The following is a 14608-nucleotide window of genomic DNA, read 5'->3' as shown; positions in this document are numbered from 1 at the left end:
GGGAGAAGGGTCGGCGGAGCCGCCGTTCGCCAACGCACAGCAGGGACTCCAACATGTCGGACCGCCTGAAAAGCACCGCAAATCTTCTCGGCCGCGTTAGCACGCTGTCCCTCTGGCTCGCGGGCATGGGGCTCGTCCTGATGACGGCCTTCGTCGCCTGGCAGGTGTTCGGCCGCTATGTGCTGAACCGGTCGCCGAGTTGGACGGAACCCGGCTCGGTGATGCTCATGAGTTGGTTCATCTTCCTCGGCGCTGCCGTCGGTGTACGCGAAAACTATCATCTCGGCTTCGACGTACTTCTCTACGTGCTTCCGAAAGGCGGCAAGAAGTGGCTGAGGATGATCTCCGACGTCCTCGTGCTGGCCTTCGGCATCGGCATGATCTGGTACGGGGCGCAACTCGTCGCGCTGACCTGGAGCTCGGTGCTGCCATCCCTCGGCATTTCGGGAGGCTGGGACTACGTGCCCCTTGTCGCCGGCGGCGTGCTGGTGGTGCTGTTCACCCTCGAACGGATCGTGTTGCGGCTCGCCGGCGAGCCGATCGACGACGTGCTGGACGAGGCGCCTCCGGCGGAGGTCGCCGCAGAACTCGACACAGCAAACGTGAAGGCCTGAGCGCATGGAACTCTGGATACTCTTCGGCGTCTTCACCGCGCTCATGTTGATCGGCACGCCGATCGCCTTCTGCCTCGGCGTCGCCAGCTTCGCGACCGTACTCTACATGGGCCTGCCGCCCCTGGTGGTCTTCCAGCGGCTCAACTCGGGCATGAGCGTGTTCTCGCTGCTCGCCATTCCCTTCTTCATCTATGCCGGAGACCTGATGGTCCGCGGCGGCATCGCCAGCAAGATCGTCGCCTTTGCCGGATCGATCGTCGGCCATCTGCGCGGCGGGCTGGGTCAGGTGAACATCGCCACCGCAACACTGTTCGGTGGCATTTCCGGCTCGGCGGTAGCGGAGGCTGCGGCCGTCGGCGGCCTGATGATCCCGCAAATGAAAGCGCGCGGCTATGGCGCCGACTATGCGGTCAACGTGACGTCCATGGCGGCGCTGATCGCGCTGCTGCTGCCGCCCTCGCACAACATGATCATCTATTCCATCTCGGCGGGCGGCAAGATCTCGATCGCCGACCTGTTCACCGCCGGCATCATTCCCGGCCTGTTGCTCGCAGCAGCGTTGATGATGACGGCCTACATCGTGGCGCGCCAGCGCGGCTATCCGACCGAGCCGTTTCCAGGTCTCATGGCGGTGCTCCATCTCGGCGCGGTTGCCGTGCCGGGACTGCTGCTCATCGCCATCATCTTCGGCGGCGTCCGCTCCGGCGTGTTCACGGCCACGGAAAGCTCCTGCATCGCAGTGATCTACGCGCTGCTGGTGACACTGGTGGTCTACCGGCAGATGAGCTGGGGGGATTTCGTCCATGCCACCCACGGCGCAGTACGCACCACGGCGATGGTGCTGCTCATCATCGGCACGGCCGCGGCCTTTTCCTGGCTGATGGCGTTCCTCAAGGTGCCCGCCTCGCTCGTCGCCTGGATGAACACGATCTCCGAGAACCCGATCGTCATCCTCCTGCTCATCAACGTGCTGATGCTGGTGCTTGGCACCTTCATGGACATGGGGCCGACCATCATCATCACCACGCCGATCTTCCTGCCGGTCGCACAGGCCTACGGCATCGATCCGGTGCATTTCGGGGTCATCATGATCCTCAACTTCGGCATCGGACTGAACACGCCGCCCGTCGGCGCCGTGCAATTCGTCGCCTGCGCTGTCGGCAAGATCACCGTATGGGAGGCGATGCGCTCGATCTGGCCCTTCTATGGCGCGGGATTGGTCGTGCTTGGCCTCGTCACCTACATACCGGCCCTCTCGCTGTGGCTTCCGGGCGTCTTCAGGTAGAACCCCGAATCATGACTCTCGACGTTGCAGAAGAACTCAAGACCGAAAGGAAACCGAAGCTCTCGGAGCGGGTCGTGGCGGCGCTACGTAGCAAGGTGCTGGCGGGCGAGTTCGCGCCCGGCCAGAAGCTTCCCACCGAAAGCCGCCTCACCGAGATGTTCGGTGTCTCGCGCACGGTGATCCGCGAGGCGATCGCCAGCCTCTCGGCGGATGGTCTCGTCGCGCCGCGGCAGGGCGCCGGAGTCTTCGTGCTCGAGCATCCAAGCCTCGCCTTTGGCTCCCTCAACCAGCAGATCAGCAAGGTCAGCCAGGCCATCAACGTGCTCGAGGTGCGCATGGGCATCGAGATCGAGAGCGCGGCGCTTGCGGCCGTGCGGCGCAACGCCGCCCAGGAGGCCCGCATCCAAGAAGCCTTTTTCGAGTTCGAGAGGCTGCTGAAGCTCGGCGAGCCGACCGGAAAGGCCGACTTCGCCTTTCATCGCGAGATCGCCGCGGCCACCAACAACCCCTTCTACGTCGAGATTCTCGACGCGCTCGGCGACCGCACCATTCCCTGCGACCGCAGTTCGCCCTGGTACACCGTCGAGGTGCTGTCGCTCGAGTATCTCACTGGTCTCCAGCGCGAGCACCTGCGCATCCTGGAGGCGATTTCAGGAGGCGATCCGGACGGGGCGCGAAGCGCGATGCGGGCTCATCTCAACGCAGCCCAGGACCGCTACCGGACGCGGCTGGTGAGCCAGCAGTCCGACTACCTTGCGGCGACCGTGCCCGCCGCCGCGGCATCACCATAGCGAATCAAAGAAAGACCGCCATGCATCACGCGACAGACTACACGTCCCGCTACGCCATCGATCCGCAGGCCGCCGCCGCCATGGGTACGGACGAGTTGCGTAGCCATTTCCACATACCGGAGCTTTTTCGTGCCGGCCGCGTGACGCTCGTCTACACGCACTACGACCGCATGATCGTCGGCGGCGCGATGCCCTCGGGCTCGGCCCTGCCCCTCGAGGCGATCAAGCCAACCGGGACAAAGAGCTTCCTCGACCGCCGCGAGCTGATCGCGGTCAACATAGGCGGGCCGGGCGTCGTCACGGCGGGCGACGAACGGCACGCGCTCGCGAACCGGGACATGATCTATATCAGCATGGGCGTAAAGGACGTCGCCTTCGAGTCCGAGGACAGTCACGAGCCGGCGAAGTTCTACCTGCTCAGCGCACCAGCCCATCAGCCGCATCCCATCAAGGTCATCCGCATCGGCGACGCCAAGCGGATCGACCTCGGCAGCCAGGCGACGTCCAACGAGCGCTCGATCTTCCAGTTCATCCATCCGGAGGGCGTGAAAACCTGCCAGCTCGTCGTCGGCATGACGCAACTTGCGCCGGGTTCCGTCTGGAACACCATGCCGTGCCACGTACATGACCGGCGGATGGAGGCCTACCTCTACTTCAGCTTGCCCGAAGAAGCCCGCGTGCTGCATCTCATGGGCGAGCCGGACGAGACCCGTCACATCGTCGTCGCCAACGAGGAGGCGGTGCTGTCGCCCGGCTGGTCGATCCATTCCGGCTGCGGGACCTCGAACTACGCCTTCATCTGGGCGATGGCCGGCGACAATGTCGACTACACCGACGTGGACCCCGTCGCGATCGGAGAGCTGCGTTGAGCATGGCATCCTCATTCAACCTCGAGGGACGACGGGTCCTGGTCACCGGCGCGAACACCGGCATCGGCCAGGGCATTTGCCTTGCCATCGGCCGCGCGGGCGGCAGCGTGATCGGCGTCGGTCGCTCCGCAATGGATGAGACCGCGGCCGGAATGAGCGCGCTCGGCGCGCCATTCAAAGCGGTCCACTGCGATCTTTCGGACCATAAGGCCGCGCAGGCGATGCTCGACGACACGTGGTCTGGACCGGGGCCACTGGACGGACTGGTCAACAATGCCGGCATCATTCGCCGGCAGGATGCGGCCGAGTTCTCCGAGGAGAACTGGGACGACGTGATCGACGTCAACCTGAAGAGCACCTTCTTCCTGTGCCAGGCCTTCGCACGACTTGCTCTTGCGGAGAAACGCGAGGGCCGTATCGTCAACGTGGCATCGGTCCTGTCCTTCCAAGGAGGCATCCGCGTCGCGTCCTACACCGCCTCGAAGCACGGTGTGCTCGGCATCACCCGGGCGCTCGCCTGCGAATGGGCGCCGCAGGGCATCAACGTAAACGCGATCGCCCCGGGCTACGTGGTCACCAACAATACCGAGGCGCTGCGCGCCGACGCCGACCGCAGCGCATCGATCCTGGCGCGCATACCGGCGGGTCGCTGGGGCACGCCCGACGATATCGGCGATACCGCAGTATTCCTGCTTGCCCCCGCCTCCGCCTACATGCACGGCGCGACCATTGCGGTCGACGGCGGCTGGCTGGCCAGATAAAGGAAGCGACATGACTGACACGAATCTCTTCTCTCCACCCGGCTCCGGCGAATGGACCCCGACTCCGGACGGCAATCGCCGCCGGGTCGTTCTCCATACGGACGAGTTGATGATGGTCGAGTTCGCCTTCGAGAAGGGTGGCGTCGGCGCCCTGCATTCGCATCCGCACGTGCAGGCGAGCTATGTCGCAGAGGGGCTCTTCGAGATCACGATCGATGGCAAGACGGCGACCATCGGCAAGGGCGGGGCGTTCATCGTGCCGTCAAACCTCGTCCACGGCGTCAAGGCGCTCGAGGCAGGACGGCTGGTCGACAGCTTTGCCCCGCACCGGGCCGATTTCCTGGAGTGAGCCCCCCCAATAGGCGGGGCGCAAGAGGCTAATCTCACATCGCGACCGACTGCGGCAGCACGAACGGGGCGTTTGCCGCCGGCAGCGCGCCGACCCGCAGCGGGCAGTCGAACACGCGTGCGAACAGGTCGTCCGTCATCACCTCGCGAGGCGAGCCTGCCGCCGCAAGCTTGCCCCGGTGCATGACGAACACCTGGTCGGCATACATGGCGGTCAGGTTGAGATCGTGCAGGATGGCGATGACGCCGCCGCCACGCCTCGCGAAGTCGCGCGCGATGTCCATGATGATCAGCTGATGCTTGATGTCGAGGCTCGAGACCGGCTCGTCGAGGAACAGGTAGCGCGGCTTGCCCTCCAGCACCGGGGCCCAGACCTGGCAGAGCACGCGTGCAAGCTGCACGCGCTGCTGCTCGCCGCCGGAAAGCTCCTGGTAGAAGCGCGCGGCAAAGCCGCCGAGATCGACCCTCGCCAGCGCCCGCTCCGGCAGGCGCTCCTCTTCCCCCGCCAATGCGCCCGAGCGGCCGCCGACCAGCCCGAGGCGCACCACCTCGCGCACGGTGAACGGAAAGCTGAGCACCGTCTGCTGCGGCAGCACGCCCCGCATCGCCGCCGCTTGCCAGGGTTTCAGGCTGCGGATCTCGCTCCCGTTGATGGTGACCTCCCCGTGATAGGAGACATCCCCCGAGAGCGCCCGCAGGAAGGTCGTCTTGCCGGAACCGTTCGGCCCGACGATCGCGGTGACCTCGCCCGCCTTCGCATCGAAGTCGATGCCGGAGAGGATCCGGCTTCGGCCGATTGAGACGTCGATTCCGCGTGCGGAGATCATGGCTGGCGCCTTTCAGAGATCGATCACGCCGCGCTTGCGCAGCAGTATCCACAGGAAGAACGGCGCCCCGGCCGCCGCGGTGACGATGCCGATGGGCAGCTCTGCGGGTGCGACGATGGTGCGGCTGATGGCGTCGGCGATGAGCAGCAGGATCGCGCCAAGCAGTGCGGAGGCCGGCAGCAAGTAGCGGTTGTCGGGTCCGATCGCGAGCCGCAGCAGGTGCGGAACGACGATTCCGACGAAGCCGATGCCGCCGCTCACCGCCACCGAGGCGCCGACGACCGCCGACACCATGACGATGGCGACGTGCTTCAGGCGCTGCACCGGTACGCCGAGATGGGCGGCCGTCGCCTCGCCCAGCGCCAGCGCGTTGAGCCCGCGCGCCAGGAACGGACTGGCGGCAAGGCCCAGCACGATGATCGGCGCAGAGGCCCCGATTTTCGTCCAGGTCGCGCCGGCGAGCGAGCCGAGCTGCCAGAAGGTGAGATCGCGCAGCTGGCGGTCGTCGGCCACAAAGACGAGGATGCCCGTCAGCGCCCCGGCCAGTGCGGCGAGCGCAATGCCCGCCAGGAGCATCGTGGCGATCGACGTGCGTCCCTGCCGCGTCGACACCCGGTAGAGGACGATGGTGACCGCGAGGCCGCCGAGGAAGGCTGATACGGGCAGTGCATAGCTGCCCAGCGCCTGCACCATCGGCGCCAGTACCGTGCCCCCCAGCACGATGACGGATACCGCCCCCAGACTCGCGCCGGCGGAGACCCCGACCAGGCCGGGATCGGCAAGCGGGTTGCGGAACAACCCCTGCATGACCGCGCCGGAAACGGCGAGCCCTGCGCCAACCAGCATGCCGAGCACGATTCTCGGGAGCCTTATGTCGTAGACGATGATGTGATCGCGCGCCGAGAGAGCGGCGTCCCGAGCCGTCCCCGACAGCCAGCCAGTCAGCACGGCCACGGCCGACGCGTCGGAAGCGCCGGCAGTCAGGCTGAACAACGCCGTGACACAGAGCAGAAGCGCCAGCCCGGCGATGACGCCGCGCGCACGAACGGAACGGTCGCCCTCCGCGGGGATGCGCTTCAACGCGCCCAGCGTCGCGGCTCCGGAGTGATCCACCATGACTGCCGCCCGCTCAATCCTTGACCTGGTCGCCATAGAGCGAGTGCGCGAGCTCGGTGATGGCGTCGGCGGTGCGTGGGCCGAACCCGAGCAGATACGCGCCGTCCATCTTGATCAGCTTCTTCTCCTGCCCCGCCGGCGTGCCGGCGATTGCCGGGTGCGCGAAGAGATCGGCTCCGAGGCTGTCATGCTCCCCGCCTCGCACCATCATCAGGATCACATCCGGCCTGGCGGCGATGGCGGCTTCGTCGGTGAGCTGCTTATAGCCTTCATATCCCTCGACGGCATTGACTGCGCCCGCAAGCTCGATGATGCCGTTGGCCGCGGTGTTGCTGCCCGACGCGAGAATCTTGCCGCCCTGCATGGACAGGATGAACAGGACACGTTTGCGCTCCTTGACGCCCGCCGTGAGGTCTTCGGCCTGCTTGAGCTTGCCGTCGACCTTCAGTGCGAGTTCCTCGGCCTTCGCCGGCGCGCCGATCGCCTGGCCGACGGCGCGGATCCGCTCCACGATGCCGGCGTGGTCCCAGCTTTCCTCGATTTCGACATAGGGAACGCTGGCCTTCTTGAGAACGTCGATCGTCTCCTTCGGGCCGCTTCCCTGCAGCGCCAAGATGCCCGTCGGGTTCACCGACAGCACGCCTTCCGGCGACAGCCGGCGCATATAGCCGACATCGGGCAGGCCCAGCGCGGCTTCTGGATAGACGCTGGTGGAATCGCGCGCCGCCAGCTTCTTCTCCTCGCCGAGCGCATAGACGATCTCGGTGATCGCGCCGCCGATGGAAGCGACGCGGGAGGTGTCCGGGAGGACGGTGGTCTCGTTTGCGTGGCCGCTGCTCGCGGCAGCAAGCAGCGCGGTGGCCGCAAGTGCGAGAATACGCAAGCTGCACGCGGGGGTTCTGATCGACATCATGGTGTTCCTAGGCAGCCGCGACGTCCGGGATGCGCGGCAGGTTCTCGACCAGAAAGCGCCAGCCTTCGCGCTCGTCCTGGCCTTCCTTCCGCTGGCCGAAGAACTGGACGATCATCTTGCCGTCCGCCCCATAGGCCTCGATGGAGGTGACGTGCCCTTCCTTGGTGGGCTTGCGCACGCCCCAGGCCTCGACGATGTGGTCGGTCCTCAGATGCATGTGGAAGGTCTCGTCGAGCACGTTGATCCACGGCCCCATCGGCTTGATGTTGGCGACCGGGCCGGAATGGATCTGGATGCAGCCGCGATTGCCGACGAAGCACATGATCGGCAGGGCGTCCTGGGCCGCATGGTTCAGCATTGCCGTCACGGAATCGGGCGTCAGCCGCCACGCATAGTCAGGCCCGACCATACGCACCGCTTGCTGGCGGCCGAGCTTGAGCGTCTTCAGCATGCCGAAGAACTGGTGCACGTCGGTCAGGCGGCTCCAGCGCTCGCGCAGATCGTCCGCGCTCGCCGCGCTGGCGTCCGCCTCCACCTCAGGCTCGATGGCGACTGTGTCCAGGGTGCGACCCTGTTCGGCGCTGACGAGCTTCGACACCAGTTCCCGATAGGCGTCGAGATCGGAGGCGGGACGCAGATGCACCTTGTGCACGGCGTCACCTGCCTCATCGAAAAACTGCAGGCTGCGGCGAACTTCGTCACCGTCGCGCTTCTCGACAGCAAAACCGCATGCCCATGCCTTGGGGAAGATGCGCAGGTCGATCTGCTCGCCCAGCACCATGGCGTTATGCTCGCCGGCGACGACCTTGTCGTAAACGCCGATCTTCTCGTGCACCGCGCTGTCATTGCGCGTCAGCGCCATAACCTCGCCGACCGCCTCGATCCCGCCGAGCAGTACGTTGACGTTCGGCTCGATGCGCAGGACGCCGTCGCCGCAATGCGCCGCGACAAGTTCGGCCTCGGAGACGCCTAGCTGCAACGCGAGGTCGCGCTCGCGCATCTTCGGGTTCTCACTCCGGGCCCGCACGATCTCGTGCGGCGCCGGCTTCACACGCTGGTCCATGAGGAAACTACCTATTTGTTGAGAATGAGCTTGCCCTGACGGGTGATCTTCAGGCGGTAGAGCGACTCGCCGTGGGCGATGCCGATCTCATGCTCGCCCTGTTGGAAAAGAGAATCGCTGGAAAGCGTGCGCACCGCGACGTGACTTGCGACCGGCCGGTACGAAACCGACTCAGGCGCCCGGTGATAGCGAAACTGGAAGCTCTTTGGATTGTGCGTGTTCATGCCTCGATCCTTTCTGCCCCGGGCCGTCCTCTACGCGCCGTTGATGGTCACGTGAATTCTTGACACCAATTATCAGCTTTAATAGGGAGTGCAATACCGGAGTAAACGAGTCAAGAATTAAACGTCTCGCCGGAACGCCAGCCAGCCACGTGCGAGCGAGCGTGTGGATGCAGTCGAAATCAGGAGTTCGGATATGGGGCTGGTTGGGCGAAACGCAGCGGTGCTGCTGGGTGGGGCGGCGTTGAGCGTGATGGTGGGGTTGCAGTCTGCCAAGGCGCAGGAGGCTGCGTCGCAGACGAATGAAACGGAAAAGAAGGGTCGGGTGACGCTGCTTCAGCGCCTTATCCTCGGAGCGGGCGTCGAGAAGGTGGCGATCGACACGCCGCAGGCCGTGACGGTGGTCGACCAGGAGGACATCGACCGCATCCAGCCCGAAACGATCGGCGACATGTTCGACGCCGTGCCCGGAGTAACGACGATCGGCAGCGACCGGATGCTCGGCGAATCCTTCAACATTCGCGGCATCGGCACAGCGGAAACCTCGGGCGATGAATCGAAGATCATCGTCAACGTCGACGGCGTGAAAAAATTCTACGAGCAATACCGAATGGGTTCGTTCTTCTCGGACCCCGAACTCTACAAGCAGGTCGAGGTGCTGCGCGGCCCTGCCTCCTCGACGCTCTACGGCTCGGGCGCGCTGGGCGGCGTTATCAACTTCACCACCAAAGACGCATCCGACTACATCAAGGACGGAATGACGGGTGCGGCCCGCATCAAGAGCGCTTATTACTCAAACGGTGACGGCTCCCTGGTCTCCCCGCTCCTCGCCCACCGTTTCAATGACAATCTCGAAGTGCTGGCGACCGGAAACTGGCGCCGTTCGGACAATTTCGAGCTCGCCGACGGGCGCGAACTTCTCGGTTCCAAGTTCACCACCTGGTCCGGCCTCCTGAAAGGCACGGCGCGCTTCGGCGACAACAACGAACAGGTGCTGCGCGCTTCCTACCAGCACTGGTCAAGCGACGCAGATGACCAGGAATACAATCAGACCGGCTCGGCCGCCGGCTTCGGCTTGGTCGATCGCAACGTCGTCGACAAGACGGCGGTGCTGAGCTACGAAAACCCCGCATCCGACAATCCGTGGCTGGATCTCAAGGCCCAGCTTTCCTATTCGGACACGACGGTCGATCAGGAAGGCTCGCCGCTCGGTGGCTTCGCCAACGGCAAATACGGCTACGGCACCTTCCAGGCCAGCGTCGAGAACACGTCCGAGTTCTCGAGCCAGGACTGGGAGAATTTCATCACCTACGGCCTGCAATACAGCAACCAGGAGCGCACCGGCGTCGTCAACGGCACCGGCGCGCCGATCAGCACCCATCCCGAGGGCAACGACCAGCGCCTGGGCATCTTCGTCCAGGACGAATTCATCTGGAACGAAAAGCTGACGATCATCCCGGGCGTCCGCGGAGAGTTCGTCTGGCAAAGGCCTGAGATCGACGCCGCCGGGGCCGAGGACGTGGACGACTTCGCGCTTTCCCCAAAAATCGCGGCGCTCTACCAGTTCAACGACACGTTCGGCATCTTCGGCTCGGTCGCCCACACCGAACGCTTCCCGACGCTGGACGAGCTTTACCAGTACAGCGCCCCGACGCCGACGACGTCCGGACGGACGGCAAGCATCAATCTCGACAAGGAAGAATCCAACAATTTCGAAGCCGGTTTCACGATTTCGGGCGGCGACCTTCTCCAGGAAGGCGACTATGCGGCTCTGAAGACGACGGCGTTCTACAACAAGATCAAGAACCTGATCGTGGTGAACCCGAACGGTCCCGCGGGAACGCCGCCCCCGACCTACTTCTCCAACGTCGATCGCGCGACGATCTACGGCGTCGAAGTCGAGGCCGCCTATGATGCGGACAAGTGGTTCAGCCGCCTCGCCTATACGGCGCTGCAGGGCGAGAACGACGACACCGGCGAGACGCTGAACTCCATACCGGCGCACAAGCTCTCGCTGACCCTCGGCGGCCGGGCGCTGGACTACAATCTGGAGTTCGGCGCGAAGCTCAACCTGGTCGCGTCGATCGACACCGGCGTGGTGAGTTCGGATCTCCAGAACGGCACTCTGCGGCCGCCGTTCCCCACGACGGAAGGTTCCGGCGCCTACCAGACTGTCGACCTGTTCGCGAGCTGGAAGCCGCAGGATGGCGCGATGGCGGGCTTCGAGGCCACCTTCGGCGTCGACAACCTGTTCAACGAAGACTATCGCGACAACCAGTCTACTGATCGGTCGCTCGGGCGGACGTTCAAGATCTCGCTGGCGAAGCAGTTCGACTACTAGGAGCTACCGATGAAGCAGACGATCGCCCTACTGTTCGCAGCGCTGCTCAGCGCCTCGCCTTCGCAGGCGCAGGATGGCAATCCGTCCCTGCTTCTGGAACTCAACGGCGCGCAGTCCTCGGAGAAGGGCTGCCGCCTCACTTTCGTCGTCACCAACAGGCTCGGCGCGGAATTGTCGCGCGCCGCGTTCGAGGTGGCGCTCTTCAACGAGCAGGGTGTCGTAGACCGCCTCACGGTGCTCGACTTCAAGGAACTGCCGGAGGGCAAGACCAAGGTGACGCGCTTCGAACTCGCCGGGACCGATTGCGCCAAGGTTTCCCGGGTGCTGGTCAACAGCGCGACCGACTGCACGGGCGACGGCGTCGAGCCGGCTGCTTGCATGCGCCGGCTCGCGACCAGTTCCAAGGCCGTCATCGAGTTCGGCGTCTAGGGGGCGAGCGCCGTGGGTGTCGAACCTTCCTTCTTGCGGCAGGCGTGGCCCGTTTCCGGGCTGGCGGCGCTGCCGCTCGAGCCGGATGACCCGCGCATCGCGATTCCGCGCGACGCTCTGGAGCCTACGACGCGCGACCGGGCTGAACCGATGCTTCTCGCCGACGGCGGCTGGCGGCTGGAGAAGCCCGCCGATGCTCCGCTCGCGGCGGCTCCGAAGTCTTCACGAACCGCTCGCAAATGGAAGTACGCGCTGATCGCCTCCTGCGTCTTCCATGCAGCCGTGGCGGCGTTCTTCGTGGTGACGAACGTCGAATCTGTCCTGATCGAAGGCTCGCAAGATGCGGGCGTGGTCATGCTCGGCAATGCCCCGGCCGATGAAGCAGCCGCGGGAGAGTTGCAGGAGACGGAGCCCAACGTCACCAGCGTGACGTTGATCACCATGCTCGACGCCACGCCCGTCGAGACGGTCGATGCCGAAGCGGTCCCCACGCAAATCAGCGACGCCGTCGAGGCGCCGACCACCGAAGTCCTCGAGCCGACTAGGGAAACGGCCGCGCTGCAGCCGCCCCCGGAAGCCGCGACTGAAGCGTTGCCGGAGCGCATCGAGCCCGAGCCAGCGCCGGTTGTGACCGAGGTGCTGCCGGAAATCCTCACGGCAACGATGCCGGATGCGGCGAACGACAATACCGTGCCGCCACAGGTCGAACCTGCTCCCGTCGTGCGTGTGCCCGCTCCCGAGCCGCAGCCAGCCGAAGCCACGCCTCCGACGAAAACCGAAGCCGAGAAGCCACGGGAAATCGAGCCGTTGCGGACGGCGGAGACGATCGTTCCGGAACCCGAGCCGATCAAGCCGCCCGAAAAGGCCGAGCCACGCAAGCCGGCGAAGGAAGAGCCGAAGAAGGCCGAGACAAGAAAGCCCAAGCGGGAAGCTCCCACCGAAACGGCAAAGCCGAAGGAAACCCGTTCCGCAAAGGCTGATGACAGCGGGGCGGGCGGCCAGGGCAAGCAGAACACCCGCAAGGGCGTCGCTGACGGCGAAAACAACGGCAAGGTCCTGAACAAGGGCAACAGCGGCAAGGGTGCGGCAGGCAACGCCGCCGTCTCCAACTATCCCGGCAAGGTTGTCGCCAAGCTGAGGCGTTCGCTGCGCGGCATTCCCCGTTCAGCCATCAGGCAGGCCAGAAACGACGTGCATGTGGGGTTCACGGTCGCCGCCAACGGCAGCGTCAGCGGGGTGCGTATCACCCGCACTTCCGGTTCGGACGCACTGGACGAGGCTGCGCTCGCCGTCGTGCGGCGCGCCGCCCCCTTTCCTCCCATTCCTGCCGATGCCGGCCGCTCGACCTGGGCGTTTGCCGTGCCTCTCGGCATCGCCAGGTAGCTTCGCTTCGACGCAACCCAGCACGGCCCAACGACGTTCATCGGAAAACGAGGTCCGTGACCATGCTTGGACTGCCAGGATTCCACGAGATAGCCGCCAGGCGCGGCGACGGCTTGAGGCCGGAACTGCTGGAACTGCTTGCCGCGCGCGAGGCGCGGGCCGGCATGATGAACGGGAACGTGTCGGAACTCGGCGACTATCGCGGAGCGGGACATGTTCAGGCCGGCCCAAACCCGGTCGGCAAGGTGGACGAAGCCGCTTCTGGCAACGTGGTCCGTTTTCCGCTCGCTCGTGAGCCCGGCCGGACGCGCACCGCCGGCGGGCGCTGAGCCGCGGTAGCCTTTCGCTTCGCGGCCAACCGCAGGCTATCTCACGGCGCGATGCCCACCCTTCGGCAGGAAGATCGTGAGAAGCCCGAGCAACGGCAGATACGAGCACACCATGTAGACGAAATCGATGCCATGCGTGTCGGCAAGAATGCCAAGCACGGCCGCAGCTATGCCTCCGATCCCGAAGGCGAAGCCGAAGAAGACGCCGGCAACCATGCCGACGCGGCCGGGCAGCAGTTCCTGGGCGAAGACCACGATGGCCGGGAAGGACGAGGCCATGATCACGCCGATGGCGAAGCTGAGAACAGCCGTCCAGAACAGGCTGTCGACATAGGGCAACGCCAGCGTGAACGGCACCGCGCCGACGATCGAGAGCCAGATCACGAACTTTGCGCCGTACCGGTCGCCGATCGGCCCGCCGATCACCGTGCCGAGTGCTGCGGCAAACAGGAACAGGAACAGGAATACCTGCGAATCCTGCACCGACACGCCGAACTTCTCGATGAGGTAGAACGTGTAGTAGCTCGAAATGCTGGCCATGTAGACGTTCTTGGAGAAGGTCAAGGCCACCAGGACCAGCAAGGCTATGACGAGGCGGCTGCGAGAGATGGCGATGATCGCCGAGCTCACATTCGTCGCGACGGCGACGCGATTGCGGCTGTACCAGTTGCTCACCTGCCACAGAACGCCCATGCCGAGAAGCGCGGCAAGCGAGAACCATGCGACGCTGCCCTGGCCGAGCGGCACCACGATGAACGCCGCCAGCAATGGCCCGATCGACTGGCCGAAATTGCCGCCGACCTGGAACAGGGACTGGGCGAGGCCGTAGCGCCCGCCGGAAGCCATGCGCGCCACGCGTGAGGCCTCCGGATGGAAGACGGCCGACCCGAAGCCGATGAAGGCGGCGCCTGTCAGCAGCAGCCAATAGTTGCCCGCATAGGCCAGCACCACCAGGCCGATCAGCGTCGAGCCCATGCCGAAAGGCAACGAATAGGGCAGCGGTCGCTTGTCGGTGTAGATGCCCACGAGAGGCTGGAAGAGCGAGGCTGTCACCTGGAACGTCAGGGTCAGCATCCCGATCTGCCAGAAGTCGAGCCGGTAGCCGTCCTTCAGCATCGGATAGATCGCCGACAGCAGCGACTGCATGATGTCGTTCAGCATGTGGCTGAAGCTGATCGCCAGGATCACCGCCATGGCGGTATTGGTCGCAACGCTGGGACTTGGGGATGCTGTGGTGTCGGACACTTGGGCTCCGCGGAGATTACCCGCAAACTGCATGGCTATACGCCGGTTGTGAATGGACGGCTTTCGTGGTTTG

16 protein-coding genes are annotated in these 14608 nt (G+C 65.1%); 10 read left to right on the top strand and 6 right to left on the bottom strand.

All coding sequences use genetic code 11. The annotated features are described in order from the left end of the window. Nucleotides 1-53 precede the first annotated feature (53 nt). Genes PD284_RS13650 through PD284_RS13625 form a run of 6 tightly spaced genes read left to right on the top strand, consistent with a single transcriptional unit; the run spans nt 54 to nt 4669 of the window. Nucleotides 54-614 carry a TRAP transporter small permease gene (locus tag PD284_RS13650; RefSeq protein WP_274628734.1) on the top strand — a complete coding sequence of 187 codons (561 nt, stop codon included), beginning with the start codon at nt 54-56 and terminating at the stop codon, nt 612-614. A 4-nt stretch (nt 615-618) separates the two neighbouring features. Beyond that, nucleotides 619-1899 (top strand): TRAP transporter large permease, encoded by a 1281-nt coding sequence (locus PD284_RS13645; RefSeq protein ID WP_274628733.1) that lies wholly within the window; start codon nt 619-621, stop codon nt 1897-1899. 11 nt (nt 1900-1910) lie between these two features. Next, complete coding sequence (locus PD284_RS13640) at nt 1911-2690, top strand: FadR/GntR family transcriptional regulator (protein ID WP_274628732.1); 780 nt, start codon at nt 1911-1913, stop codon at nt 2688-2690. 20 nt (nt 2691-2710) lie between these two features. Then, nucleotides 2711-3559, top strand: a complete 849-nt coding sequence (kduI, locus tag PD284_RS13635) for a 5-dehydro-4-deoxy-D-glucuronate isomerase (RefSeq protein WP_274628731.1) — start codon at nt 2711-2713, stop codon at nt 3557-3559. Next, entirely contained in the window at nt 3556-4320 is a 765-nt protein-coding gene (gene kduD / locus PD284_RS13630) for a 2-dehydro-3-deoxy-D-gluconate 5-dehydrogenase KduD (protein WP_274628730.1), read from the top strand. The genes kduI and kduD overlap by 4 nt, the downstream gene beginning before the upstream one ends. A gap of 10 nt (nt 4321-4330) precedes the next feature. Next, nucleotides 4331-4669 carry a cupin domain-containing protein gene (locus PD284_RS13625; protein ID WP_274628729.1) on the top strand — a complete coding sequence of 113 codons (339 nt, stop codon included), beginning with the start codon at nt 4331-4333 and terminating at the stop codon, nt 4667-4669. Nucleotides 4670-4703: 34 nt separating this feature from the next. Here the strand turns inward: PD284_RS13625 and PD284_RS13620 are convergent, their stop codons facing one another. Genes PD284_RS13620 through hemP form a run of 5 tightly spaced genes read right to left on the bottom strand, consistent with a single transcriptional unit; the run spans nt 4704 to nt 8811 of the window. Next, a complete protein-coding gene (locus PD284_RS13620) occupies nt 4704-5495 on the bottom strand; it encodes a heme ABC transporter ATP-binding protein (RefSeq protein WP_274628728.1) in 792 nt (263 codons plus the stop codon). 12 nt (nt 5496-5507) lie between these two features. Beyond that, nucleotides 5508-6611: a FecCD family ABC transporter permease gene (locus PD284_RS13615; RefSeq protein WP_274628727.1), complete on the bottom strand. Its 1104-nt coding sequence runs from the start codon at nt 6609-6611 to the stop codon at nt 5508-5510. A 13-nt stretch (nt 6612-6624) separates the two neighbouring features. After that, nucleotides 6625-7521: a heme/hemin ABC transporter substrate-binding protein gene (locus PD284_RS13610; protein WP_274628726.1), complete on the bottom strand. Its 897-nt coding sequence runs from the start codon at nt 7519-7521 to the stop codon at nt 6625-6627. Between the two features lie 10 nt (nt 7522-7531). Beyond that, nucleotides 7532-8587: a hemin-degrading factor gene (locus PD284_RS13605; protein WP_274628725.1), complete on the bottom strand. Its 1056-nt coding sequence runs from the start codon at nt 8585-8587 to the stop codon at nt 7532-7534. 11 nt (nt 8588-8598) lie between these two features. Then, nucleotides 8599-8811 carry a hemin uptake protein HemP gene (gene hemP / locus PD284_RS13600; protein WP_274628724.1) on the bottom strand — a complete coding sequence of 71 codons (213 nt, stop codon included), beginning with the start codon at nt 8809-8811 and terminating at the stop codon, nt 8599-8601. A gap of 163 nt (nt 8812-8974) precedes the next feature. Between hemP and PD284_RS13595 the strand changes: the two genes are divergently transcribed. The 4 genes from PD284_RS13595 to PD284_RS13580 all read left to right on the top strand — a co-directional run bounded on the left by PD284_RS13595 (nt 8975) and on the right by PD284_RS13580 (nt 13290). Then, nucleotides 8975-11149 carry a TonB-dependent receptor domain-containing protein gene (locus PD284_RS13595; RefSeq protein WP_274628723.1) on the top strand — a complete coding sequence of 725 codons (2175 nt, stop codon included), beginning with the start codon at nt 8975-8977 and terminating at the stop codon, nt 11147-11149. A gap of 9 nt (nt 11150-11158) precedes the next feature. Next, nucleotides 11159-11578, top strand: coding sequence for a hypothetical protein (locus PD284_RS13590; RefSeq protein WP_274628722.1), 420 nt, complete (start codon nt 11159-11161; stop codon nt 11576-11578). Nucleotides 11579-11590: 12 nt separating this feature from the next. Next, the gene (locus tag PD284_RS13585) at nt 11591-12961 is read left to right on the top strand and encodes a cell envelope integrity TolA family protein (RefSeq protein ID WP_274628721.1); all 1371 of its coding nucleotides are present in this window, start codon (nt 11591-11593) and stop codon (nt 12959-12961) included. Nucleotides 12962-13023: 62 nt separating this feature from the next. After that, nucleotides 13024-13290: a hypothetical protein gene (locus PD284_RS13580; protein ID WP_274628720.1), complete on the top strand. Its 267-nt coding sequence runs from the start codon at nt 13024-13026 to the stop codon at nt 13288-13290. Between the two features lie 36 nt (nt 13291-13326). On the opposite strand, the gene PD284_RS13575 is transcribed toward PD284_RS13580, so the two are convergent. Then, nucleotides 13327-14568: an MFS transporter gene (locus tag PD284_RS13575; protein ID WP_411956205.1), complete on the bottom strand. Its 1242-nt coding sequence runs from the start codon at nt 14566-14568 to the stop codon at nt 13327-13329. Nucleotides 14569-14608 lie beyond the last annotated feature (40 nt).

The organism is Mesorhizobium shangrilense, from assembly GCF_028826155.1.
GTDB lineage: Bacteria > Pseudomonadota > Alphaproteobacteria > Rhizobiales > Rhizobiaceae > Arvimicrobium > Arvimicrobium flavum.
This window is presented reverse-complemented; position numbering and strand designations above follow the sequence as displayed.